The sequence below is a fragment of the Streptomyces sp. NPDC031497 genome, assembly GCF_055580905.1.
In genome coordinates, this window is sequence record NZ_JBVIKO010000024.1 from 79,695 (window position 1) to 100,039 (window position 20,345).

At 70.2% G+C, this 20,345-nt stretch carries 21 protein-coding genes; 11 read left to right on the forward strand and 10 right to left on the reverse strand.

Annotation, left to right across the window (positions count from 1 at the left end; all coding sequences use genetic code 11):
• The first annotated feature begins 12 nt into the window (after nucleotides 1-12).
• The 4 genes from ACZ5K7_RS37065 to ACZ5K7_RS37080 all read left to right on the forward strand — a co-directional run bounded on the left by ACZ5K7_RS37065 (nucleotide 13) and on the right by ACZ5K7_RS37080 (nucleotide 4,795).
• A complete protein-coding gene (locus ACZ5K7_RS37065; protein ID WP_351704951.1) occupies nucleotides 13-1,299 on the forward strand; it encodes an extracellular solute-binding protein in 1,287 nt (428 codons plus the stop codon).
• Between the two features lie 176 nt (nucleotides 1,300-1,475).
• Entirely contained in the window at nucleotides 1,476-2,450 is a 975-nt protein-coding gene (locus ACZ5K7_RS37070) for a carbohydrate ABC transporter permease (RefSeq protein WP_351704954.1), read from the forward strand.
• Entirely contained in the window at nucleotides 2,447-3,283 is an 837-nt protein-coding gene (locus tag ACZ5K7_RS37075) for a carbohydrate ABC transporter permease (protein ID WP_351704957.1), read from the forward strand. Before ACZ5K7_RS37070 ends, ACZ5K7_RS37075 begins: the two co-directional genes overlap by 4 nt.
• A 9-nt stretch (nucleotides 3,284-3,292) precedes the next feature.
• Nucleotides 3,293-4,795: a glycoside hydrolase family 3 protein gene (locus ACZ5K7_RS37080; protein ID WP_468920859.1), complete on the forward strand. Its 1,503-nt coding sequence runs from the start codon at nucleotides 3,293-3,295 to the stop codon at nucleotides 4,793-4,795.
• Nucleotides 4,796-4,898: 103 nt separating this feature from the next.
• On the opposite strand, the gene nagB is transcribed toward ACZ5K7_RS37080, so the two are convergent.
• Nucleotides 4,899-5,684, reverse strand: a complete 786-nt coding sequence (gene nagB / locus ACZ5K7_RS37085) for a glucosamine-6-phosphate deaminase (protein ID WP_351704963.1) — start codon at nucleotides 5,682-5,684, stop codon at nucleotides 4,899-4,901.
• Nucleotides 5,685-6,256: 572 nt separating this feature from the next.
• Here nagB and ACZ5K7_RS37090 point away from each other — a divergent pair.
• Entirely contained in the window at nucleotides 6,257-7,723 is a 1,467-nt protein-coding gene (locus ACZ5K7_RS37090; RefSeq protein WP_351704966.1) for a sensor histidine kinase, read from the forward strand.
• Between the two features lie 163 nt (nucleotides 7,724-7,886).
• Here the strand turns inward: ACZ5K7_RS37090 and ACZ5K7_RS37095 are convergent, their stop codons facing one another.
• Complete coding sequence (locus tag ACZ5K7_RS37095; protein ID WP_006142322.1) at nucleotides 7,887-8,144, reverse strand: WhiB family transcriptional regulator; 258 nt, start codon at nucleotides 8,142-8,144, stop codon at nucleotides 7,887-7,889.
• Between the two features lie 321 nt (nucleotides 8,145-8,465).
• Nucleotides 8,466-9,434 carry a diacylglycerol/lipid kinase family protein gene (locus ACZ5K7_RS37100; protein WP_468920863.1) on the reverse strand — a complete coding sequence of 323 codons (969 nt, stop codon included), beginning with the start codon at nucleotides 9,432-9,434 and terminating at the stop codon, nucleotides 8,466-8,468.
• 135 nt (nucleotides 9,435-9,569) lie between these two features.
• On the opposite strand from ACZ5K7_RS37100, the gene ACZ5K7_RS37105 reads away from it, so the two are divergent.
• Nucleotides 9,570-10,010, forward strand: a complete 441-nt coding sequence (locus ACZ5K7_RS37105) for a hypothetical protein (protein ID WP_351704972.1) — start codon at nucleotides 9,570-9,572, stop codon at nucleotides 10,008-10,010.
• A 21-nt stretch (nucleotides 10,011-10,031) separates the two neighbouring features.
• On the opposite strand, the gene ACZ5K7_RS37110 is transcribed toward ACZ5K7_RS37105, so the two are convergent.
• From ACZ5K7_RS37110 to ACZ5K7_RS37120, 3 genes are all read right to left on the reverse strand, one after another.
• Entirely contained in the window at nucleotides 10,032-11,105 is a 1,074-nt protein-coding gene (locus tag ACZ5K7_RS37110; RefSeq protein ID WP_351704975.1) for an RNA polymerase sigma factor SigF, read from the reverse strand.
• A gap of 17 nt (nucleotides 11,106-11,122) precedes the next feature.
• Nucleotides 11,123-11,536 carry an ATP-binding protein gene (locus ACZ5K7_RS37115; protein WP_020130755.1) on the reverse strand — a complete coding sequence of 138 codons (414 nt, stop codon included), beginning with the start codon at nucleotides 11,534-11,536 and terminating at the stop codon, nucleotides 11,123-11,125.
• Between the two features lie 271 nt (nucleotides 11,537-11,807).
• On the reverse strand, nucleotides 11,808-12,068 hold the full coding sequence (locus ACZ5K7_RS37120; RefSeq protein WP_351704979.1) for a UBP-type zinc finger domain-containing protein: 261 nt from the start codon (nucleotides 12,066-12,068) through the stop codon (nucleotides 11,808-11,810).
• Nucleotides 12,069-12,129: 61 nt separating this feature from the next.
• Here ACZ5K7_RS37120 and ACZ5K7_RS37125 point away from each other — a divergent pair, with 61 nt between their 5' ends.
• Entirely contained in the window at nucleotides 12,130-13,725 is a 1,596-nt protein-coding gene (locus ACZ5K7_RS37125; RefSeq protein WP_468920866.1) for a Na+/H+ antiporter, read from the forward strand.
• 20 nt (nucleotides 13,726-13,745) lie between these two features.
• On the opposite strand, the gene ACZ5K7_RS37130 is transcribed toward ACZ5K7_RS37125, so the two are convergent.
• Nucleotides 13,746-14,627, reverse strand: a complete 882-nt coding sequence (locus ACZ5K7_RS37130; RefSeq protein WP_351704985.1) for a 1-aminocyclopropane-1-carboxylate deaminase/D-cysteine desulfhydrase — start codon at nucleotides 14,625-14,627, stop codon at nucleotides 13,746-13,748.
• 33 nt (nucleotides 14,628-14,660) lie between these two features.
• Complete coding sequence (locus tag ACZ5K7_RS37135) at nucleotides 14,661-15,251, reverse strand: N-acetylmuramoyl-L-alanine amidase (RefSeq protein ID WP_468920868.1); 591 nt, start codon at nucleotides 15,249-15,251, stop codon at nucleotides 14,661-14,663.
• Nucleotides 15,252-15,537: 286 nt separating this feature from the next.
• On the opposite strand from ACZ5K7_RS37135, the gene ACZ5K7_RS37140 reads away from it, so the two are divergent.
• From ACZ5K7_RS37140 to ACZ5K7_RS37155, 4 genes are all read left to right on the forward strand, one after another.
• On the forward strand, nucleotides 15,538-16,944 hold the full coding sequence (locus tag ACZ5K7_RS37140; RefSeq protein WP_351704991.1) for a family 2B encapsulin nanocompartment shell protein: 1,407 nt from the start codon (nucleotides 15,538-15,540) through the stop codon (nucleotides 16,942-16,944).
• Nucleotides 16,945-17,057: 113 nt separating this feature from the next.
• Nucleotides 17,058-18,158, forward strand: coding sequence for a family 2 encapsulin nanocompartment cargo protein polyprenyl transferase (locus ACZ5K7_RS37145; RefSeq protein ID WP_468920871.1), 1,101 nt, complete (start codon nucleotides 17,058-17,060; stop codon nucleotides 18,156-18,158).
• 252 nt (nucleotides 18,159-18,410) lie between these two features.
• The gene (locus ACZ5K7_RS37150) at nucleotides 18,411-18,620 is read left to right on the forward strand and encodes a hypothetical protein (protein WP_351704997.1); all 210 of its coding nucleotides are present in this window, start codon (nucleotides 18,411-18,413) and stop codon (nucleotides 18,618-18,620) included.
• Nucleotides 18,621-18,653: 33 nt separating this feature from the next.
• Nucleotides 18,654-18,986 (forward strand): DUF952 domain-containing protein, encoded by a 333-nt coding sequence (locus ACZ5K7_RS37155; protein WP_351705000.1) that lies wholly within the window; start codon nucleotides 18,654-18,656, stop codon nucleotides 18,984-18,986.
• A gap of 151 nt (nucleotides 18,987-19,137) precedes the next feature.
• Here ACZ5K7_RS37155 and ACZ5K7_RS37160 read toward each other — a convergent pair whose 3' ends face one another.
• Both ACZ5K7_RS37160 and ACZ5K7_RS37165 read right to left on the reverse strand, forming a co-directional pair.
• The gene (locus ACZ5K7_RS37160; protein ID WP_351705003.1) at nucleotides 19,138-19,878 is read right to left on the reverse strand and encodes a VOC family protein; all 741 of its coding nucleotides are present in this window, start codon (nucleotides 19,876-19,878) and stop codon (nucleotides 19,138-19,140) included.
• 22 nt (nucleotides 19,879-19,900) lie between these two features.
• Entirely contained in the window at nucleotides 19,901-20,317 is a 417-nt protein-coding gene (locus ACZ5K7_RS37165) for a VOC family protein (RefSeq protein WP_351705006.1), read from the reverse strand.
• Nucleotides 20,318-20,345 lie beyond the last annotated feature (28 nt).

Below are 20,345 nucleotides of genomic sequence, written 5' to 3' on the forward strand. Positions count from 1 at the left end.
GAGGAGGGTGGCGTGAAGCGCAAGCTGATAGCCGCGATTGGTATCGCGGGCATGGTCGTCTCCATCGCGGCGTGTGGCAATGACAAGAAGGACGACAACAAGTCGCAGGGGACGGACGCCAAGGAGCTGACCGTCTGGCTCACCGTGGACGCCCAGAACAACTGGCCCGACCTGGTGAAGGCCGCCGACGCGGCCGTGCAGAAGAAGCACCCCGGCATCAAGATCAAGCACGAGTACTACGGCTGGCCGGACAAGAACACCAAGCTGGACGCCGTCCTCGCCACGGACAAGGCCCCCGACGTGGTCGAGATGGGCAACACCGAGATGCTCGGCTACATGGTCAAGGGCGCCTTCGCCCCCGTCGAGACCTCCCAGTTCACCAACGCCGACCAGTGGCTCGACGGCCTCAAGGCCTCGGTGACCTACGACGGCAAGACCTACGGCGTGCCGTACTACGCCGGTGGCCGCGTCGCCAACTGGCGCAAGGACGTCGCCGCCTCGGCCGGCATCAAGACCACGCCGAAGACCTACACCGAGCTGACCGCCGACCTGGACAAGATCCAGAAGAAGGAAGGCGACAAGTTCAGCGCCTGGTACCAGCCCACCCGCGACTGGTACGCGGCCATGTCCTTCGTCTACGACGCGGGCGGCTCCATCGCCGCGGAGTCCGGCGGCCAGTGGAAGGGCAACCTCTCCTCGCCCGAGTCCATCAAGGGCCTCACCGAGTTCAAGAACGTCATCGACAAGTACATGCACGGTGACAAGACCAAGGACGAGTCCGACCGGTACATCGTCTACGGCCAGGGCAAGTCGGCCATGATCTTCGGTGCCGCGTGGGAAGGCGCCACCGCGGCCGACCCGAAGAACGACAAGACCGGCGGCAAGCTGAAGGACAACCTCGTCAACTTCGTGATGCCCGGCCCGTCCGGCAAGAACATGCCGGTCTTCCTGGGCGGCTCCGACCTCGCCATCCCGGTGAAGTCCAAGGCGCAGGGCGTGGCCGCCGAGTGGATCAACGCCTTCACCGGTCCCTCCGGCCAGAAGGGCCTGATGGCCAAGGGCAACCTGCCCAACAACAAGACCGACCTCGCGACGCTGAAGAACGACCCGGCGACGGCCGTCCCGGCCACCGCGGCCGAGTCCAACTGGTTCGTCCCGATGGCGCCGGGCTGGGGCCAGGTCGAGAAGGCGCAGGTCCTGCAGACCATGCTGCAGAACATCGGCACGGGCAAGCAGTCGGTCGAGGCGGCCGCCAAGACCGCGGACGCCGCGATCGACAAGGTCATCAACACCAAGTAGTCGGACTGAGGCCGGGCCTGGCCGACGGGGGGGCCAGGCCCGGTCGATGGGTTCCAAAAAGAGAGTGCCGCGTTGGGTTGTGGGGCCGCTGCGAAGGTGTTGCGGCTGGTCGCGCAGTTCCCCGCGCCCCTGACGGGGCGCGTCACCTGACGTTTCTTGAACTGCTTAGGAGCGCGATGAGTGCCGTTGACACGACCACACCCGCCAAGGTGCCGGCACCTCCACCGGACTCCCGGTACAGACCACGCGCGAACCGGCGCTCGGGCGGCCCGTCCGTCCCCTGGCTGCTGCTCGCGCCCTGTCTGGCGATTCTCGGCCTGGTGCTCGGCTACCCCCTCTACCGGCTGGTCGCCCTCTCCTTCCAGGAGTTCGGGCAGTCCCAGCTGTGGGGGTTCAAGCCGGCCGAGTGGGTCGGGTTCGGGAACTTCTCCGACGTCCTGGGCGACACCGAGTTCTGGCAGGTCGTGCTGCGCACGATCGTCTTCGCGGTCGGCTGCGTGGTCTTCACCATGGTCGTCGGCATGCTCATCGCCCTGCTGCTGCAGCGGGTCTCCGGCTGGGTGAAGACCCTGGTCAACATCGTGCTGGTGGCCAGCTGGGGCATGCCGGTCATCGTTGCCACCACGCTCTTCAAGTGGCTCTTCGACTCCGACTACGGCATCCTCAACGCCCTGCTCAGCAAGATCCCCGGGGTCGACCTGATCGGCCACAACTGGTTCGCCAGCGGACCCCAGGGACTCGCGGTGATCATGCTCCTGGTGGTCTGGGGAGCGGTGCCCTTCGTGGTCATCACGCTGAGCGCCGGTCTGACCCAGGTCCCGGCGGAGCTGGAGGAGGCCGCCCGGCTCGACGGCGCGGGCGCCTGGGGCGTCTTCCGTTACGTCACGCTCCCCATCCTCAAGCCGATCATCGTGATGCTCACGACCCTCTCGGTGATCTGGGACATGGGCGTCTTCCCCCAGGTCTTCGTGATGCGCGGCGGCCACCCCGAGCCCGAGTTCCAGCTGCTGACCACCTACTCCTACGACCGCGCCTTCGTGGTCAACGACTACGGACAGGGCTCCGCGATCGCCCTGCTCACCGTGCTGCTCCTGCTCGGTGTCGTCGCCGTGTACATGCGCCAGATGCTGAAGATCGGAGAGGTCGAATGAGCACCGCAGCCGCCCGCAGGGGACCCCGTCTGGGCTGGAACCTCCTCGGCCTCCTGGTCTTCGTCGTCGTCGGCTTCCCCGTCTACTGGATGCTGAACACGGCGTTCAAGCCGGCGAAGGACGCCATCGACCCGGACCCGAGTCTGCTGCCCACGGGTCTGACCCTGTCCAACTTCCGCCGCGCCCTGGACATCGGTGACTTCTGGGGGTCGGTGGGCCGCAGCCTGATCGTCTCCCTGTCCGTCGTCGTGATCGGCATGATCATCGGCCTGCTGGCCGCCCTGGCCATCTCGCGGTTCGCCTTCCGCGGCCGCAGGATCGTGATCGTCGGCATCCTCGCGGTCCAGATGGTCCCGCTGGTCGCGATGATCATCCCGGTCTTCCTGCTCCTCAACGACCTGGGGCAGTACGACAAGCTCACCGGCCTGATCATCACCTATCTGACCTTCATCCTCCCGTTCACGGTGTGGACCATGCGCGGCTTCATCGTCAACATCCCGAAGGAGCTGGAGGAGGCCGCGATGGTCGACGGCTGCTCCCGCACCGGTGCCTTCATCCGGGTGGTCTTCCCGCTGCTGGCCCCGGGCCTGGTCGCCACCTCGGTCTACGCCTTCATCCAGGCCTGGAACGAGTACATCTACGCCCTGATGCTGCTCAGCCAGGAGCACCAGACCGCGACCGTCTGGCTCGCCAACTTCACCACCAAGCACGGCACCGAATACGCCCCGATGATGGCCGGCTCCACGATGATGGCCGTGCCGATCGTCGTCCTGTTCCTCCTCGTCCAGCGCAAGATGGCCGCGGGTCTGACCGCGGGCGCCGTGAAGGGATAACCGCACCCGATGACGACACTCGCCAGCGGCACCACCGCGTCCGCTCCGAAGGACGGCCTGTCCCGCGACGCGCTGACGGTCCTCCAGCCGGGCTTCACCGGCACCACCGCCCCCGACTGGCTGCTGCGCCGGCTCGGCGAAGGCCTCGCCTCCGTGGGCGTGTTCGGCCGCAACGTCGCCTCACCCGAACAACTCACCGCCCTCACCGCCCAGTTGCGCGCCGAACGGGACGACGTCCTGGTGGCGATCGACGAGGAGGGAGGTGACGTCACCCGTCTCGAGGTGCGCACCGGCTCCTCCTTCCCCGGCAACAACGCCCTCGGCGCCGTCGACGACGTGGAGCTGACCCAAGAGGTCGCCCTCGAACTGGGCCGCCGCCTCGCGGCCTGCGGGGTGAACTTCAACTGGGCCCCGTCCGCGGACGTCAACTCCAACCCGGCCAACCCGGTCATCGGCGTCCGCTCCTTCGGCGCCGACCCGGACCTGGTCGCCCGCCACACGGCGGCATACGTGACCGGCCTCCAGTCGGCCGGAGTGGCCGCCTGCACCAAGCACTTCCCGGGCCACGGCGACACCGCCGTCGACTCCCACCTCGAGCTGCCCCGCATCGACGCGACCGCCGACGTGCTGTACGCCCGCGAGCTGGCCCCGTTCCGTGCCGCCATCGCCGCCGGCACCCGCGCCGTGATGAGCGCGCACATCCTGGTCCCGGTCCTGGACCCGGACCGACCGGCCACGTTGTCCCGCACCATCCTCACCGATCTCCTCCGCGGCGAACTCGGCTACGACGGCCTGATCGTCACCGACGGCATGGATATGCAGGCCATCTCCGCGACCTACGGCATCGAACACGGCAGCGTCCTGGCCATCGCCGCCGGAGCCGACGCGATCTGCGTGGGCGGCGGCCCCACGGACGAGGAGACGGTACGGCGTCTGCGCGACGCCCTGGTCGCGGCGGTCCACTCCGGCGAACTCCCCGAGGAGCGCCTGGCGGAGGCGGCGGACCGGGTACGGTCACTGGCCCGCTGGACGGCGACGACCGAGCGGGCGCACCCGGACCACGCGGCCACGGACATCGGCCTCGTCGCGGCCCGCCGCGCACTCGATGTGACGCGCGTCGACTCCGGCGCGCCCCTGACCACGGCCCCCTTCGTGGCGGTGTTCACCTCGGAGTCCAACATCGCGGTGGGCACGGAGACCCCCTGGGGAGTGGCCGCGGAACTGTCCCGTCGCCTGCCCGGCACGGAAACGGCCGACTTCACCGGCGACCACGCGGGCCAGGAGGCCCTGGCGGCGGCGGGCGACCGCAGGATCGTGGCAGTGCTCCGGGACGAACACCGCCACCCCTGGATGACCACGGCCCTGGACGCACTCCTCAAGTCCCGCCCGGACACGATCGTGGTGGAAATGGGCGTCCCCCAGGCACCCCCCAGGGGCGCCCTGCACATCGCCACCCACGGAGCGGCAAGGGTGTGCGGCACGGCAGCGGCAGAGGTCATAGCGCCCCTTTAGGGGCGCTGGGGGTACCCCCAGCCGAAGGCTGGGGGAGGAACTGCGCGACCAGCCCCCACCGGGCGGCCGCTCGCCAACGCGCCGCACCCGGCAGACGGAGCCGCTAAATCCCCTGCCAAGCCGGCTTGTTGACGAACGTGTACCGGAAGTAATCCGCAAGCTTCAGCTTGGACGCGGCCCCCTCGTCCACCACCACCGTCGCATGCGGATGCAACTGCAGCGCCGACGCGGGACACACCGCGGCGACCGGCCCCTCCACGGTCGCCGCGACCGCGTCCGCCTTCCCCTCACCCGTCGCGAGCAGCACCAGATGCCGCGCCTCCAGGATCGTCCCGATCCCCTGGGTGATCACGTGGTGCGGCACCTGCGCGATGTCCCCGTCGAAGAACCGCGCGTTGTCGACGCGGGTCTGCTCGGTGAGCGTCTTGATCCGCGTGCGCGAGGCCAGCGACGAGCACGGCTCGTTGAACCCGATGTGCCCGTCCGTCCCGATCCCGAGCAACTGCAGATCCACGCCGCCTGCCTGCGCCAGCGCCCCGTCGTACGCCTCGCAGGCGGCCTGCACGTCCTCGGCCGCGCCGTCGGGGCCGAGGAACGCGTCCATCCCGATCCCGAGCGGCTCCAGCACCTCGCGCCGCAGCACCGACCGGTACGACTCAGGGTGCTCGGCCGGCAGTCCCACGTATTCGTCGAGCTGGGCTATGCGCGCCCGTGAGGTGTCCACGGCACCGGACCGCACCTTGGCCGTGAGCGCCTGGTAGATGGGCAGCGGGGTCGAGCCCGTGGCCACCCCGAGCAGCGCGTCCGGCTTGCGGCGGAGCAGCTGGGCCATGGCCTCGGCGATCAGCTCGCCACCCGCGGCGGCGTCCGGAACGATGACAACTTCCACGCTGGGCCTGCCGTTCTGTCTATGTGGTTTAGACCAATCAGATGGGACCAATCTAACAGAACCAGCCCCCGTCACCCTGGGAGCGGGCGCAGGAAAAGGGGACAAGTGCGAGGTTACGTGAATGCGTCAGAACGGGTGAATCAAGGAAAATTCCCACCCGTCCACCGGAGTGTCGGAAATTGCCGCACCCCATCCGGCCCCACAAGCGCTTCCGGCGGGCTACGCTGCGATCGCATCGACTGTGAACAGTCTCCAACGCATGGACACACACCGTGGTCTAGTCCACAATTGCGTACGAGGACTGAAGGAGTACGGCGGGACCGTACGACACAGTCTCACTCTTCCGTCTTCCCCGCACAGGAAGGCGGACCGAGGAACCGGAGCTCTCTGCCCTGACTGCCCCGGCTCCTCACCCTTCGGCCGACTGGGACCGCACACCCCACGGCCGTTGCTGCTCCGGGCTGCGGTGCCGGGAGGGTTGAGGGTCCCTCCCAGGCGCCGCGGCCCGCGGGTGTTCTCAGCCGCTTTTAGGCCATGAACAGACCCGCAGGTACGCTCGCAGAGTGCCCTCCATGAACGAACTGGTCCGCCAGCACACCGCGCTCGACGACTCCGACCTCGAGTGGCTCCATCTGCTGGTCTCGGAGTGGCAGCTGCTCTCCGACCTCTCCTTCGCCGACCTGGTCCTGTGGGTCCCCACCGCGGACGGCACCCGGTACGTCTCGGTGGCGCAGATGCGCCCCAACACCGGTCCCACCTCCTACCAGGACGACATGATCGGCCATCTGGTGCCGCGGGGCCGCCGTCCGATGCTGGACATCGCCCTGGACGAGGGCCGGATCGTCCGTGAGGGTGACCCGGAGTGGCGTGAGGAGGTCCCCGTACGGGTCGAGTCCATCCCGGTACGGCGTGAGGGCCGGGTCCTCGGGGTCATCGCCCGCAACACCAATCTGCTGACCGTGCGCACCCCGAGCCGGCTGGAGCTGACCTACCTCCAGAGCGCCTCCGACCTTGCGCAGATGATCGCTGCCGGATCGTTTCCCTTCCCGAACCAGCAGGTCGACATGGATGCCTCGCCGCGCGTCGGCGACGGCCTGATCCGGCTGGACGCGGACGGTGTCGTCCAGTACGCCTCCCCGAACGCCCTCTCCGCCTACCATCGCCTCGGCCTCGCCGCCGACCTGCTCGGCCATCACCTGGGTCAGACCACGGCCGAACTCGCCCCGACCCGGGGGCCGGTGGACGAGGCGCTCGCCAAGGTCGCCAGCGGCTGGGCGCCGCGCGAGTTCGAGATCGAGTCCAACGACGGCGCGATCCAGTTCCGGGCGATCCCGCTCAAGCCCAAGGGCACCCGCATCGGTTCCCTGGTGCTGCTCCGGGACGTCACCGAACTCCGGCGCCGCGAACGAGAGTTGATCACCAAGGACGCGACCATCCGGGAGATCCACCACCGGGTCAAGAACAACCTCCAGACGGTCGCCGCGCTGTTGCGCCTGCAGGCCCGCCGGATCGAGTCCGAGCGCGGCCGGGAGGCCCTGGAGGAGGCCGTGCGACGGGTCGGCTCGATCGCGATCGTGCATGAGACGCTGTCCCAGAACCTGGACGAGCGTGTGGAGTTCGACGAGATCGCCGACCGGGTGCTCGCGATGGTCGCCGAGATCTCGCCGGGCAAGGTCGCCGGCCGGCGCACCGGACGCTTCGGCATACTCGACGCCGAGGTGGCGACGCCGCTGTCGATGGTGCTCACCGAGATCCTGCAGAACGCCCTCGAACACGGCTTCCGCGAGGGCGACACCGGCACCGTCGAGGTCACGGCGGTCCGTGGCGGCACCACCAAGGAGGCCCGGCTCCTGGTCACCGTCCAGGACGACGGCGTCGGCCTGCCCGAGGGATTCGACCCGCACCGTTCCGGCAACCTCGGTCTGCAGATCGTACGGACGCTGGTGGAGGGCGAGTTGGGCGGCACGTTCGACATGGTGCCGGCGCCGGAGCGGGGGACCCGGGTGATCCTCGACGTTCCGGTGCAGCCGCAGAAGTAGTCCGGTCCTGGACGCTTCAGGTACCGGGCACAGCAAAGAGCCCCGGACCTGGTGGGTCCGGGGCTGTTCACTCGTTGTGGGTACTGCGCGCTGCGGCTCGGGGGCGGGAGATGCGTACTCGCTGTACGCGCCGCCAAGCTCAGGCTGAGCGGGGTGGGTTGCGTCAGGCGGAGGCCTGACGAGCCCGGTTGCGGGCGGCACGGCGCTTCATCGCACGACGCTCGTCCTCGCTGAGGCCACCCCAGACGCCGGAGTCCTGACCGGACTCGAGCGCCCACTGCAGACACTGGTCCATAACGGGACAGCGACGGCAGACGGCCTTGGCTTCCTCGATCTGCAGCAGCGCAGGACCGGTGTTGCCGATGGGGAAGAAGAGCTCGGGGTCTTCCTCGCGGCAAACGGCGTTGTGACGCCAGTCCATGGCTGCTACCTCTCCTTGGTATTACATGCACGTTAGCTTGTGAATGTGAACGCTTTCACGAATCCCTCAACAAGTGAAGGGCCGACCGCCAGGTTCCCTGGCAGGGGTCCTGTGAGTTGAAGGGGGATTCCGGTGATCAGTGGACGCCGGTCTTGCGGGCCGTCCCGATCGCCACGTAGAGCCTCGCAAACCTCAGCGACGGATACAACCCCTTCCGAAAAGTTTTTTTTGATTCCTCGGTGTCGACTGGGTCACAGCCGTACTTCCATGGGGTGGATCCTGGCCTAAACGTTCGAGTGAAAGGACTTTGGCCCGTTCCGCTCACACAATCACACGCAGTGCGCGGCGTACGCCTGTGAACGTCACGCTCGTACGCAGTCCTAGGTGGTCGCCGTCCATCTGAAGGGGGAGGGGGACCTTCGAATGCAAGGTGAACTGGTCCAGATCGTGCAGAGACACGGCGTGCTTGCCATGGGGTCCGCGCTCGGGGGACGAAGTGAGCAACTGCGTGCCATACCGGGCAACCGCGGTGGTCGACAGGCGGCTGAGACCGAGTACGTCGATGCCTTTATCGAACGAGGCCTTAGGCGACGTGTACATCGGGCGATTGCCGAGATACGTCCAGGGCGAGGTGTTCGAGACTATCGCCACGACCAGATCGTCGATCGGGTCGGCGCCCGGCCGCTCAAGGGTGATCGTGCCGTGTCGGCGGTGCTGCTCACCGAAGAACTGCCGGACGACCTGTCGTACATACAGGGCGTGCGTCGATTTCTTGCCGAGCTCGCGCTGCTGCTCGACCCGGCCGACCACGCCGGCGTCGAAGCCGAGCCCCGCGTTGAAGGTGAACCAGCGGGCCGGGACCGCCTCGTCCACGGTGCCGGGGGTGCCGGCGGTCAGCCCGAGGCCGACGACCCGCTCCTGTTTCTCGCGCAGCGCGGCGAGCAGGGCGCCGGTGGCCTCGACCGGGTCGTTGGGCAGGCCGAGGGCGCGTGCGAAGACATTGGTGGAGCCGCCGGGGACCACGGCGAGACCGGGCAGCCGGTCCGGGTCGGGGCCGGCGTAGAGGAGTCCGTTGACCACCTCGTTGACCGTTCCGTCGCCGCCGAGGGCCACGACGAGGTCGATGTCGTCGCTCTCCGCCGCCTGTCGGCCAAGGTCACGGGCGTGGCCGCGGTACTCGGTGGTGACGGCCTCCAGTTCGACCTCGCTCGCGAGCGCGTGGATCAGAACATCGCGCCTACGTGCGCTTGTGGTGGTTGCCGCCGGATTGACCACGAGAAGTGCACGCATGGATTGCAGCGTACCCACTCGAAAGTACCGGGCCCAGGCCGTGTTAGGGATCCGGTAAGAGAAAGGGGCGTGAGTCTGAACACGTGGCCCTGCGGGGCGGGACCGGTGTTTTCGGGCGAGGGCTACCCTTCTGGCGTGAGCAATGCGCCTACGGCCGAGAAGGCCGACGTAACCGACGGGTCCCGTCCGCGGCGGCTGACGTATGCGGCCGCGCTGAGCGGACTGGAAGGGCTCGCGCTGGCGGTCGGCGGGGTGTGGATGCTCGTCCTCGGGCTCACCGGGTCTCCGGACGACCGGGGACAGGCGGTCACCGGGGGCATCACCGTGCTCGTGCTGGCGCTGCTGCCGCTGCTGGCGGCGCGGGGGCTGCTGCTGCGCAAGAGCTGGAGCCGGGGACCCGCGGTGATCACGCAGATCATGGCGCTGCCGGTGGCCTACAACCTGCTGCAGGCCGACAGCGCGGCCATTCCGGCGGGGATCGCCTTGGCCGTGGTGGCGCTGGCTTCGCTGGTCCTGCTGGTGAACTCCGCTACCACCCAGGCCCTGGGAATCAAGGGGCCCGGGCGCAGTAGCTGATCCGCGGGGTGCCGCGGAGACCTACTCCTCCACCAGCAGCTTCTCCCGGAGCTGAGCCAGCGTCCGGGCCAGCAGCCGGGAGACGTGCATCTGGCTGATGCCGACTTCCTGGGCGATCTGGGACTGGGTCATGTTGCCGAAGAAGCGAAGGAGAAGGATCCGCTTCTCTCGGGGCGGAAGGTCTTCCAGGAGCGGCTTGAGGGACTCGCGGTACTCGACGCCCTCCAGGGCCTCGTCCTCCGCGCCGAGCGTGTCGGCGACCGCCGGGGACTCGTCGTCGGTGTCGGGGACGTCCAGGGACAGCGTGGAGTACGCGTTGGCCGACTCCAGGCCCTCCAGGACCTCCTCCTCCGAGATCGCGAGCTTCTCGGCGAGCTCGTGGACCGTGGGGGAGCGGCCGTGCTGCTGGGACAGCTCCGCCGTGGCGGTCGTGAGCGCGAGGCGCAACTCCTGGAGACGGCGCGGGACGCGGACCGCCCAGCCCTTGTCGCGGAAGTGACGCTTGATCTCGCCGACCACGGTCGGGGTGGCGTACGTGGAGAACTCCACGCCCCGCTCCGGGTCGAACCGGTCGACCGACTTGATCAGGCCGATGGTGGCGACCTGGGTGAGGTCGTCCAGCGGCTCGCCGCGGTTGCGGAACCGGCGGGCGAGGTGCTCCACGAGCGGCAGATGCATCCGGACCAGCTTGTTGCGCAGCTCCGCGTACTCGGGGCTGCCGTCCTTCAGCTTGCGCAGCTCGATGAACATGGCGCGCGCACCGCTGCGGTCCTGAGGTTCGTGATGGGTCGCCTGCACGACCTCCGCGGCCAGCGCCTCGTTCTCGGCGTATCGCTCGTGCTCGCTCATCGTCCCGCCCGTCGCCCTTCCACGAGCCTTCGCCCCGGCTCGGTTCGGGGCCGCGACCCCGTTCCGACCTTCCGGAGGCGCGCTCTGCACGGCACCGTCCAGGCCGACCGGCGCGGAGGGTTCCTCCGGGTGCGGCCTGGCCTGTTCCGGGATGCCGTCGATGCCGTCAGCCATGCGGCGGGAGCCGGCCTCGGGCTCTTCGCCCCCGGCCGGCAGCTCCCGTGTGCCGCGCTCTTCGTCCCGCACCGGCCCGTCCCCGTTCCTCACGCCGGCCCGGGTCCCGCGCCGCGCTGTTTGTAGAGGCTGATCGTCACGGTCTTGTCCTCGTCGACGGCCGACGAGACCTTGCCCGCCAGGGCCGAGAGCACGGTCCAGGCGAAGGTGTCCCGCGAAGGGGCGTGGCCGTCCGTGGTCGGGGCGGAGACCGTGACCTCCAGCGAGTCGTCGACGAGGCGGAAGACACAGCTGAGCACCGAGCCGGGAACGGCCTGCTGGAGCAGGATCGCGCAGGCCTCGTCCACCGCGATGCGCAGGTCCTCGATCTCGTCCAGGGTGAAGTCCAAGCGGGCGGCGAGACCGGCCGTGGCCGTCCGCAGCACCGACAGGTAGGCACCCGCAGCCGGCAGCCGGACTTCCACGAAGTCCTGGGTCGCGGGCTCGCCTGCGATCTGGGACACCCTCACCTCCATGGTGGTACAAGCATTTCGGGGCCGAGGGTCGCCCCCCGGGGTAACGCACTACGTGGTTCAGCGGTGACGCTACCGCGCTCCGAACTTTTCTGTCCCGGGACCCCAACCCCCTGGCGTCACTCACAGTAAACCTGTGGATACGCTCCGTGTCTAGGGGTCCGGCTTGCCCAATTGGGAAGAGCGCGCGCCGGGTTGACGTACCCCGGCGTCGAACCGTCGAACCGTCGCCACGGCCGCCTTCAGCAGCCGTAGTGCAGTGTCACACGAGGACGTGGTCGACGAAGCACCAGCGCCAGTCCTCGCCCGGCTCGAAGGTCCGCATCACGGGGTGACCGGACGTTTCGTGGTGCCCCGTCGCGTGTCTTCCCGGTGACGAGTCGCAGCAGCCGACATGGCCACAGGTCAGACAGAGCCGCAGCTGGACGGGGTGCCAGCCCCGGGAGAGACACTCCGGGCAGGTCTCGTTCAGCGGCTCGGGTTCCGGGTGCGGCAGCGCGCCGGCGTGCGTGCACTGTTTCATGATTGCCAGATTACGACGGCTGTGCGGGTGGCCGCGCGGAAAATGAGGGCGGGCGAGGATCATGGACGTGTTGCCACTGCTGTTGCTGGTGGCCGGGAGCGCGGCGGTCGCCGGCGCGGCGCGGCGCACCCCGGTGCCGGCACCCCTGCTGCTGGTCGCCGTCGGGCTGCTGGTGTCGTACATTCCCGGAGTTCCCGGCTATACGCTCGACCCGGACATCGTCCTGCCGCTGGTGCTGCCCCCGCTGCTGTACAAGGAGGGCACCGAGAGTTCGTATCTCGATCTGCGGGCCAACATCCGGCCCGTGGCGCTGCTGTCGGTGGGGTACGTGCTCTTCGCGACCTTCGTCGTCGGCTGGGCCGCCTATGCGATCGTGCCCGGGCTGCCGCTGCCCGCGGCGCTGGCGCTGGGCGCGGTGCTGGCGCCCACGGACGCCGTCGCGGCCGCCGCGATCGCCCGCCGGGTGGGGCTGCCGTCCCGGCTCACCACGATCCTGCAGGGCGAGTCCCTGCTGAACGACGCCACCGCGATCACCGCCTACCGGGTGGCCGTCGCGGCCGCCCTCGGCGAGGGCGCCTCCTGGATCCACGGGGTCGGCGAGTTCCTGGTGGCCGCGATCGGCGGCGTGCTGGTCGGGCTGGCGCTGATGGTGCCGATCCACTGGCTGCGCACCCATCTCCAGGAGCCCCTGCTCCAGAACACGCTGTCGCTGCTGATTCCGTTCGTCGCCTACGGCGTCGCCGAGCAGTTCCACGCCTCCGGTGTGCTGGCGGTGGTGGTGGTCGCCGTCTATCTCGGCCACCGCGCCTGGGAGGTCGACTTCGCCACCCGTCTCCAGGAGGACGCGGTGTGGCGGATGGTCGCCTTCCTGCTGGAGTCGGCGGTGTTCGCGCTGATCGGACTGCAACTGCCGGTCGTGCTGAAGGGCCTCGGCGCGTACCACGGGGTCGACGCCGCCTGGTACGCGATCGCTCTCTTCCTCGTCGTGGTCGTGGCCCGGTTCGTGTGGATGTTCCCGGCGGCGTTCCTGCCGCGCCTGCTGTCCCGGCGGATCCGTGAACGTGAATCGGACTTCACCTGGAAGAGCCCCGTCGTCTCGTCCTGGGCGGCCATGCGCGGCGTGGTCTCGCTGGCCGTCGCCTTCTCGATCCCGCTCACCCTGCACGACGGCAGTGACTTCCCGCAGCGCAACCTGATCCTGTTCCTGACCTTCACGACCGTCATCGGCACCCTGGTGGTGCAGGGCCTCAGCCTGGCCCCGCTGATCCGGCTGATGAAGTTCCCGCCCCGGGACGTGCAGGCCGAGACCCTCGCCGAGGCCAACGCCCAGGCGCAGGCGTCCCGCGCGGCGGAGAACCGCCTCGACGAGCTCCTCTCCGACGAGCGCAACGAACTGCCGCCGCCGCTCGCCGACCGCCTGCGCACGGTCCTGGAACGCCGCCGCAACGCCGTCTGGGAGCGCCTGGGCCAGGCCAACCCCGTCACCGGCGAGTCGGTCGACGACACCTACCGCCGGCTGTCCCGCGACATGATCAGCGCCGAACGCGCGGTCTTCGTCCGGCTCCGTGACCACCGCTACATCGACGACGAGATGCTCCGCACCCTGCTGCGCCGACTGGACCTGGAGGAGGCCGCGGCGTACCGGGAGGCGACCTGAGCACCCAGGAGAAGGGCTGGTCAGGCGGTGACGACCGCCGCCACCCGGGTCCCGCGCCGCCACGCGCCCGCCGCCGCCAGCTCGACAAGCCCATACAGCAATTTGGCGACATACAGCCGCTCCACCGCCAGCCCGTGCCGGTCCTCGAAATCCCGGGCGAAGCCGTCGAGTCCGGGCGTCGTCCGCGCGTACCCGCCGAAGTGGAACCGCTCGTCCAGCGACCAGTCACCCCGCCGTCCCCCGAACGCCTCCCGCTGGAGCCGCTCCGTCTCCCCCGCCAGGAACCCGCCCCGCAGCACCGGCACCCCCAGCGCCCGCTGTCCCGCGTCCAGCCCGGCGGCGAGCCCGGCCAGCGTGCCCCCGGTTCCGCACGCGATCGCCACCAGGTCGGCCCGCCCGCGCAGCTCCTCGCCGAGGGCCCGGCACCCGCGTACCGCCGCCGCGTTGCTGCCGCCCTCCGGCACGACATACGCGTCCTCGGCTCCTGCCGCCCGCGCCAGAGCGGCCAGCACCTCCGGTTCGGTCTTGCGCCGGTACGTCGACCTGTCGACGAAGTGCAGACGCATGCCGTCGGCCGCGCACCGCTCCAGCGAGGGGTTCAGCGGCCGGGCGGCCAGCTCCTCGCCCCGGACCACGCCCACCGTCGGAAAACCGAGCAGGCGCCCGGCCGCGGCCGTCGCCCGCAGATGGTTGGAGTACGCCCCGCCGAAGGTGAGCACCGGCCGTCCGGCCGCCGCCTCGATGTTCGGGACCAGCTTGCGCCACTTGTTGCCGATCAGCTCCGGGTGGATCAGGTCGTCCCGCTTGAGGAGGAGCCGGACGCCCTGGCGGGCGAACCGGTCGTCGGTCACCTCCTCAAGGGGAGACGGGAGCCGGGGCGAAAGTATGTCGGCGCTGGTCACGCCGTCATTGTCGCCCGGAGTGCGCACCGGGGCTCACTTCAGGCGGTCCCGGACGCGCTCGCGCAGCCAGCCCATGGTGAAGCCGCGGGGGTCCACCTTCCCGGGCTGCCACTCCGCGTGGCCGAGCACCGACCGCTCGGACCAGCCGTGCCGCCGGCACACCGCCGCGGCCACCTTCTCGATCGCCTCCAGCTGGGCCTCGGGCCAGGGGTCCTCGCCGTCGCCCAGGTTCTCGCACTCGAAGCCGTAGAAGTGCCGGTTGCCGTCGGTGTTCGCCTCGTTGGCCTGGGGCAGGGCCTTCTCGGCGATCACGGCACGCAGGACGTCGTCGTCGCCCAGTCCCGCGTGGTTGGCGCGGCCATGGCCGACGAGGTGGACCGTGCCGTCCTTGGCGATGACTCCGTGGCACAGCGGGCCGGGGAGGCCGGGGCGGCCGTCGTAGCAGATCCGGACCGTGTTTTCGGTGCCGTGGGTCACCGTGTGGTGGATCATCACGCCGTGGACGGGGCCCCAGGGGCCCTTGTGGTTCCGGTTGTGTTCTCTCCAGTCGTCGACCTCGACGACCGTGACGCCCTCGTTCCGCAACGCGTCGAGGAAAGCGCCCGCGGACATGGGTGGGGCCATGACCGCCTCCTTCGCTTTTGTCTTGCTTGTGCCGGAACTTCTACCGAAGGCGCGGGCTCCGGACCAGCCCCCACGAAGGTGTTCGGATCGCGTGCGAGTCGATCCGGACAAGTCGTCATATCGCAGGTCAGGTGAGCGGATATTCGCCCGGCATGCCCATGTGTCCGATGATCTATTCCCGCTCTTTCGGGTAATGGCCCGAGCACGGTCTGTGATGACAGGGTGGCCGGTGAGACCGATGCGCGGGCAGTTCGGCGTCCGCGCAGGTATGGGAGGGCATTTCCTTATGTCGGTAGGCGAAGAGGTCCGCACGGATCAGGGCAAGCCGCAGCAGTCTCTGGACACGGCGGCCGCGCGGAACCTGGCCACCACGACCAAGTCCGCGCCCCAGATGCAGGAGATCAGCTCCCGCTGGCTGCTGCGGACGCTGCCCTGGGTCGATGTCCAGGGCGGCACGTACCGAGTGAACCGGCGGCTCACCTACACGGTCGGCGACGGCCGTATCACGTTCCTGAAGACCGGCGACCGGGTCGAGGTCATCCCCGCGGAGCTGGGCGAGCTGCCCATCCTGCGGTCGTACGAGGACCAGGAGGTACTGGGGGAGCTGGCCCAGCGATGCCGGCAGCGCGACTTCGCGGCGGGCGAGGTCATCGCCTCGTTCGGCAACCAGGCGGAGGAGGTCTATCTGCTGGCCCACGGCCGTGTCGAGAAGATCGGCACCGGCCCGTACGGTGACGACGCGGTGCTCGGCGTCCTCGGCGACGGCGCGCACTTCGGCGAGCAGGGCCTGATCGACCCGGACGCCATCTGGGAGTACACCGCCCGCGCGGACACGGCCTGCACCGTGCTGACCCTGTCCCGGCAGGACTTCGAGCAGGTCGCGGAGCGCGCCGACTCGCTGCGCGAGCACCTTCAGCAGCTGCGCGCGATCCCCGAGCAGCGCACCAACAAGTTCGGCGAGAAGGAGGTCGCCCTCGCGGCCGGCCACAGCGGCGAGCCCGAGATCCCGCACACCTTCGTCGACTACGAGGCCCGGCCGCGCGAGTACGAGCTGAGCATCGCCCAGACCGTGCTGCGCATCCACACCCGGGTCGCCGACCTCTACAACCAGCCGATGAACCAGACCGAGCATCAGCTCCGGCTCACCGTCGAGGCGTTGAAGGAGCGCCAGGAGCACGAGCTGATCAACAACGCGGAGTTCGGTCTCCTCAGCAACTGCCAGTACGACCAGCGGCTGCAGCCGCACGATGGCGTACCCAGCCCGGACGACATGGACGAGCTGCTCAGCCGCCGCCGCGGCACCAAGCTCTTCCTCGCCCACCCGCGCGCGATCGCCGCCTTCGGCCGTGAGCTCAACAAGCGCGGACTGGTCCCCGAGTCCGTCGAGGTCGGCGGCAACCGCATCCCGACCTGGCGCGGGGTCCCGATCTACCCGTGCAACAAGATCCCGGTCTCCGATGCCCGGACCACGTCGATCATCGCCATGCGTACCGGCGAGGCGGACCAGGGTGTCATCGGGCTGCGCCAGTCCGGGATCCCCGACGAGATCGAGCCGAGCCTCTCGGTGCGCTTCATGGGCATCAACGAGCAGGCCATCATCAACTACCTGGTCACGGCCTACTACTCGGCGGCCGTCCTGGTCCCCGACGCGCTCGGCGTGCTGGAGAACGTCGAGATCGGCCGCTGGAGGTGACGTTTCCGCACTTGGCGGCCGTGTTCCCGCCCTCCGGGGCGGGTACATCCTCGGGGTACGTGCCGAGCCGGGGCGGAGACGCCACCGTATGCGCACTCCGCGAAGGGGAGGCCATGGCCGAGTTCGTGACGGAGCGGCAGCAGCGTGCCACGGGGGTGGCGCCGGAGAGGTCCGAGTCCCTCGAAGGAGCCGAGGCGACGGCCATACTGGAGCGGGCCAGGGCCTCCGTCTACCCCGAACTGCACGCGGCCGTCGACTCGTTGCCCGGTTCGATGCGGCGGATCGCGCGCTACCACTTCGGGTGGGAGCAGGCGGACGGCACTCCGACGGCCGGCGACGCGGGGAAGGCCATCCGGCCCGCCCTGGTCCTCGCCGCCGCCGAGGCGCTCGGCGGACCGGCAGCCCGCGCGGCCGCCGTACGGGCCGCGGCCGCCGTGGAGCTGGTGCACAACTTCACGCTGCTGCACGACGACGTCATGGACCGGGACACCTCCCGCCGCCACCGGCCCACGGCGTGGACCGTGTTCGGCGACGCCGACGCGATCCTCGCCGGGGACGCCCTCCAGGCGCTGGCCCTGCGGCTGCTGGCCGAGGACCCGCACCCGGCGTCCGGCCCGGCCGCCGCCCGGCTCGCCCAGTGCGTCCTCGAACTGTGCGCCGGTCAGCACGCGGACACGGCCATGGAGGACCGGGCCCCCGGCGAGGTCACCCTCGACGAGGTGCTCGTCATGGCCGAGGCCAAGACCGGGGCGCTGCTCGGCTCCGCCTGCGCCCTGGGCGCGCTGTACGCGGGCGCGGCGGCGGAGGAGGTGGCGGCGCTCGACGGCTTCGGCCGGCAGGCCGGGCTCGCCTTCCAGCTGATCGACGACGTCATTGGCATATGGGGTGATCCACGGCGCACCGGCAAACCGGCCGGCGCGGACCTGGCGGCCCGCAAGAAGTCCCTGCCGGTCGTCGCGGCCCTCACCTCCGGCACCCCGGCCGCGGACGAGCTCGCCGAGCTGTACGCCAGGCCGCGGGTGCGGGCCGACGCCGACGAGATCGCGCGTACGGCACTGGCCGTGGAGCGGGCGGGCGGCCGCGACTGGGCGCAGGCCGAGGCGGCCGACCGGATGGCCCGGGCGATGCAGGAGCTCGCCCGTGCCGTACCCGGCCCCGAGTCGGCCGGCGGTCTGCTCGCGCTCGCCGAGTTCGTGACCCGGCGCAGCAGGTGAAGACCCCGGAGCCCCCGGAACCGTGCGGCTCCTGACCCCGCACGGCCCCCGGGGGCTCCGGCCCGACGGGTCCCGCACATCCCCACGGTGTGCGGGGCTCGCCGTTTGCCACGGAGTGCGGCCGCCGTTTTCCACCGAGCGCGGGCCCGCCGCCCTCCACGCTGTGCGGGGCGCCGCCTTTTGCCGGGCTCCGCCGGGATCTCCGGGTTCCTTCGGATCCCGGAGATCTCCGTTTCGGCCTAGGCTGGGGATATGGACAGCCAGGACCGGGTTTGTCCGGAGTGCGGGCAGGCCGTCGAGAGAGTGGTGCGTCGGCACAAGACGCTGGGCGCGTGGGTTCCCGTCTGGGGTCCCGGTCCCTGCCGTAATCCCGACTGCGCCACCAACGGCGCGGCAGAGCGGGCCTCACCGCAGTCGCCGCCCCGGTCCCCGCCGCCCGAATCCGCGGGGAAGAAACCCTGAGCGAGTAGCGCACCGAGGCCCTAGCGTCGTCACATGACCGGACTTCCGAACATCCTGCACATCACCGAGCGCTCCCTGTGGGAGGAGGCCCGCGCGCGGGGCTCCTACGAGCTGTCCACCCGCGGCCGCACCCTCCGGGAGGAGGGCTTCATCCACTGCTCCACCCGCGACCAACTCCCGCGCATAGCCGCCTTCTTGTACGGCTCCTACGACGGCCCGGACGAGCTGGTGGTACTGGTCGTGGACCCGGCCCGGGTCGGCGTACCGGTGAAGTGGGAGGCGGCGGAGCCGGGCGGCGAGGAGTTCCCGCACGTGTACGGGCCGATCCCGGTCACGGCCGTGGTGGACGTGGAGCCCTGGGGCTGAGCAGGGCTGGTGAAGTCCGCTGCGGTTCGGCCGTGCCCCGAAGGGGCGCTGGGGGTACCCCCGGCCTTCGGCTTGGGGGAGGAACCGCCCGACCGGCGACGACGGTGCCGCGGTCGGGCGACGGCCGAGCACGGCACTTCCAGCGGAGCGCTCAGCCCCGGCCCGGAAGTCCGCCGGTCTCCGGGTCCCGGCCGGTCAGGCAGTAGATGCCGCCCGCCGGGTCGCGCAGGACCGTCCAGTGCCGCCCGTCGGCCACATGGACGGCGCCGAGCTCCTCGTGCCGGGCCCGGGTCGCCACGATGTCCGCGCAGGCCAGGTCGAGATGGGCGGCGGCGGGCCGTTCGTCGGCCAGCCGCTGGAGCAGGATCCGCACGGGCAGCCCGGCCGGTGGCCTGAGCACCCGGAACTCCGGCAGCGCACCGGTCAGCAGCTCCCAGCCGGTCAGCTCCGCCCAGAACGCGGTCTCCGTCTCGTACGCGGACGGCGGGATGTCGAGGCTGACCTGGTCGAGCCGGCTGCCCGCGGCGACCGGGGGCCGTACCGACTCCCCCTGCCAGGGCACCGCGCACCACAACTGCCCGGCGGGCGAGCGCAGTACGGCCCAGCCCCCGTGCTCGGCGACCGGTTCGGCGCCGAGTTCCCGGGCCTGCTTCACCAGGCCCGGCACGTCCTCCACGCAGAGGTCCAGGTGGGCTCCGCCGGGGCCCGAGTCGACGCCCTGGAGCTTGACGCAGGCGTCGACGCCGGTGGCCGGCAGCAGCGTCACGAACTCGTCGTTCTCCCCGCGGGGCGCGGAGAGGAAGGTGCCGGTGACGGCCGTCCAGAAGGCCTGGGCGGCCGCGAGGTGCGCGGCGGGGCGGTCGGCGAAGGCGTACGTCCAGCGGATGGTCATGGACGGGATCGTAAAGGCGCGGCTACTGGTCGCGGCGTTCCGTGAAACGCAGCAGGTTGCCCGCCGGGTCCCGGAACGCGCAGTCCCGGACGCCCCAGTGCTGGTCCGTCGGCTCCTGGATCACGTCACCGCCGTGTTCCCGCACCCGCTCGTAGAGCGCGTCGCAGTCGGTGGTGGAGAAGATCACCCCGCGCAGCATGCCCTTGGCGAGCAGCTCGGCCATGGCCTGCCGGTCGGCGGGGGAGGCGTCCGGGTTGGCGCCGGGCGGCTCCAGCACGATCTCCACGCCCGGCTGCTGGGGCGACCCGACGGTCACCCAGCGCATCCCCTCGAACGCCACGTCGTTGTGGACCTCCAGACCGAGGACGTCCCGGTAGAAGGCCAGGGCCTTGTCATGGTCGTCGACGGCGATGAAACACTGCGCGAGTTTTACGTCCATGGGGTCAGGCTAGGAGGAAACGGCCGGG

Excerpts from the sequence above, each read along its gene's own strand:
- ACZ5K7_RS37100 (WP_468920863.1), bottom strand. The coding sequence starts at position 9,434 with ATGCGTGCACTTCTCGTGGTCAATCCGGCGGCAACCACCACAAGCGCA.
- ACZ5K7_RS37125 (WP_468920866.1), top strand. The coding sequence starts at position 12,130 with ATGGACGTGTTGCCACTGCTGTTGCTGGTGGCCGGGAGCGCGGCGGTC.
- ACZ5K7_RS37120 (WP_351704979.1), bottom strand. The coding sequence starts at position 12,068 with ATGAAACAGTGCACGCACGCCGGCGCGCTGCCGCACCCGGAACCCGAG.
- ACZ5K7_RS37070 (WP_351704954.1), top strand. The coding sequence starts at position 1,476 with ATGAGTGCCGTTGACACGACCACACCCGCCAAGGTGCCGGCACCTCCA.
- ACZ5K7_RS37135 (WP_468920868.1), bottom strand. The coding sequence starts at position 15,251 with ATGGCCCCACCCATGTCCGCGGGCGCTTTCCTCGACGCGTTGCGGAAC.
- ACZ5K7_RS37150 (WP_351704997.1), top strand. The coding sequence starts at position 18,411 with ATGGACAGCCAGGACCGGGTTTGTCCGGAGTGCGGGCAGGCCGTCGAG.
- ACZ5K7_RS37155 (WP_351705000.1), top strand. The coding sequence starts at position 18,654 with ATGACCGGACTTCCGAACATCCTGCACATCACCGAGCGCTCCCTGTGG.
- ACZ5K7_RS37145 (WP_468920871.1), top strand. The coding sequence starts at position 17,058 with ATGGCCGAGTTCGTGACGGAGCGGCAGCAGCGTGCCACGGGGGTGGCG.
- ACZ5K7_RS37140 (WP_351704991.1), top strand. The coding sequence starts at position 15,538 with ATGTCGGTAGGCGAAGAGGTCCGCACGGATCAGGGCAAGCCGCAGCAG.
- ACZ5K7_RS37095 (WP_006142322.1), bottom strand. The coding sequence starts at position 8,144 with ATGGACTGGCGTCACAACGCCGTTTGCCGCGAGGAAGACCCCGAGCTC.
- ACZ5K7_RS37080 (WP_468920859.1), top strand. The coding sequence starts at position 3,293 with ATGACGACACTCGCCAGCGGCACCACCGCGTCCGCTCCGAAGGACGGC.
- ACZ5K7_RS37075 (WP_351704957.1), top strand. The coding sequence starts at position 2,447 with ATGAGCACCGCAGCCGCCCGCAGGGGACCCCGTCTGGGCTGGAACCTC.
- ACZ5K7_RS37165 (WP_351705006.1), bottom strand. The coding sequence starts at position 20,317 with ATGGACGTAAAACTCGCGCAGTGTTTCATCGCCGTCGACGACCATGAC.
- ACZ5K7_RS37160 (WP_351705003.1), bottom strand. The coding sequence starts at position 19,878 with ATGACCATCCGCTGGACGTACGCCTTCGCCGACCGCCCCGCCGCGCAC.
- ACZ5K7_RS37090 (WP_351704966.1), top strand. The coding sequence starts at position 6,257 with ATGAACGAACTGGTCCGCCAGCACACCGCGCTCGACGACTCCGACCTC.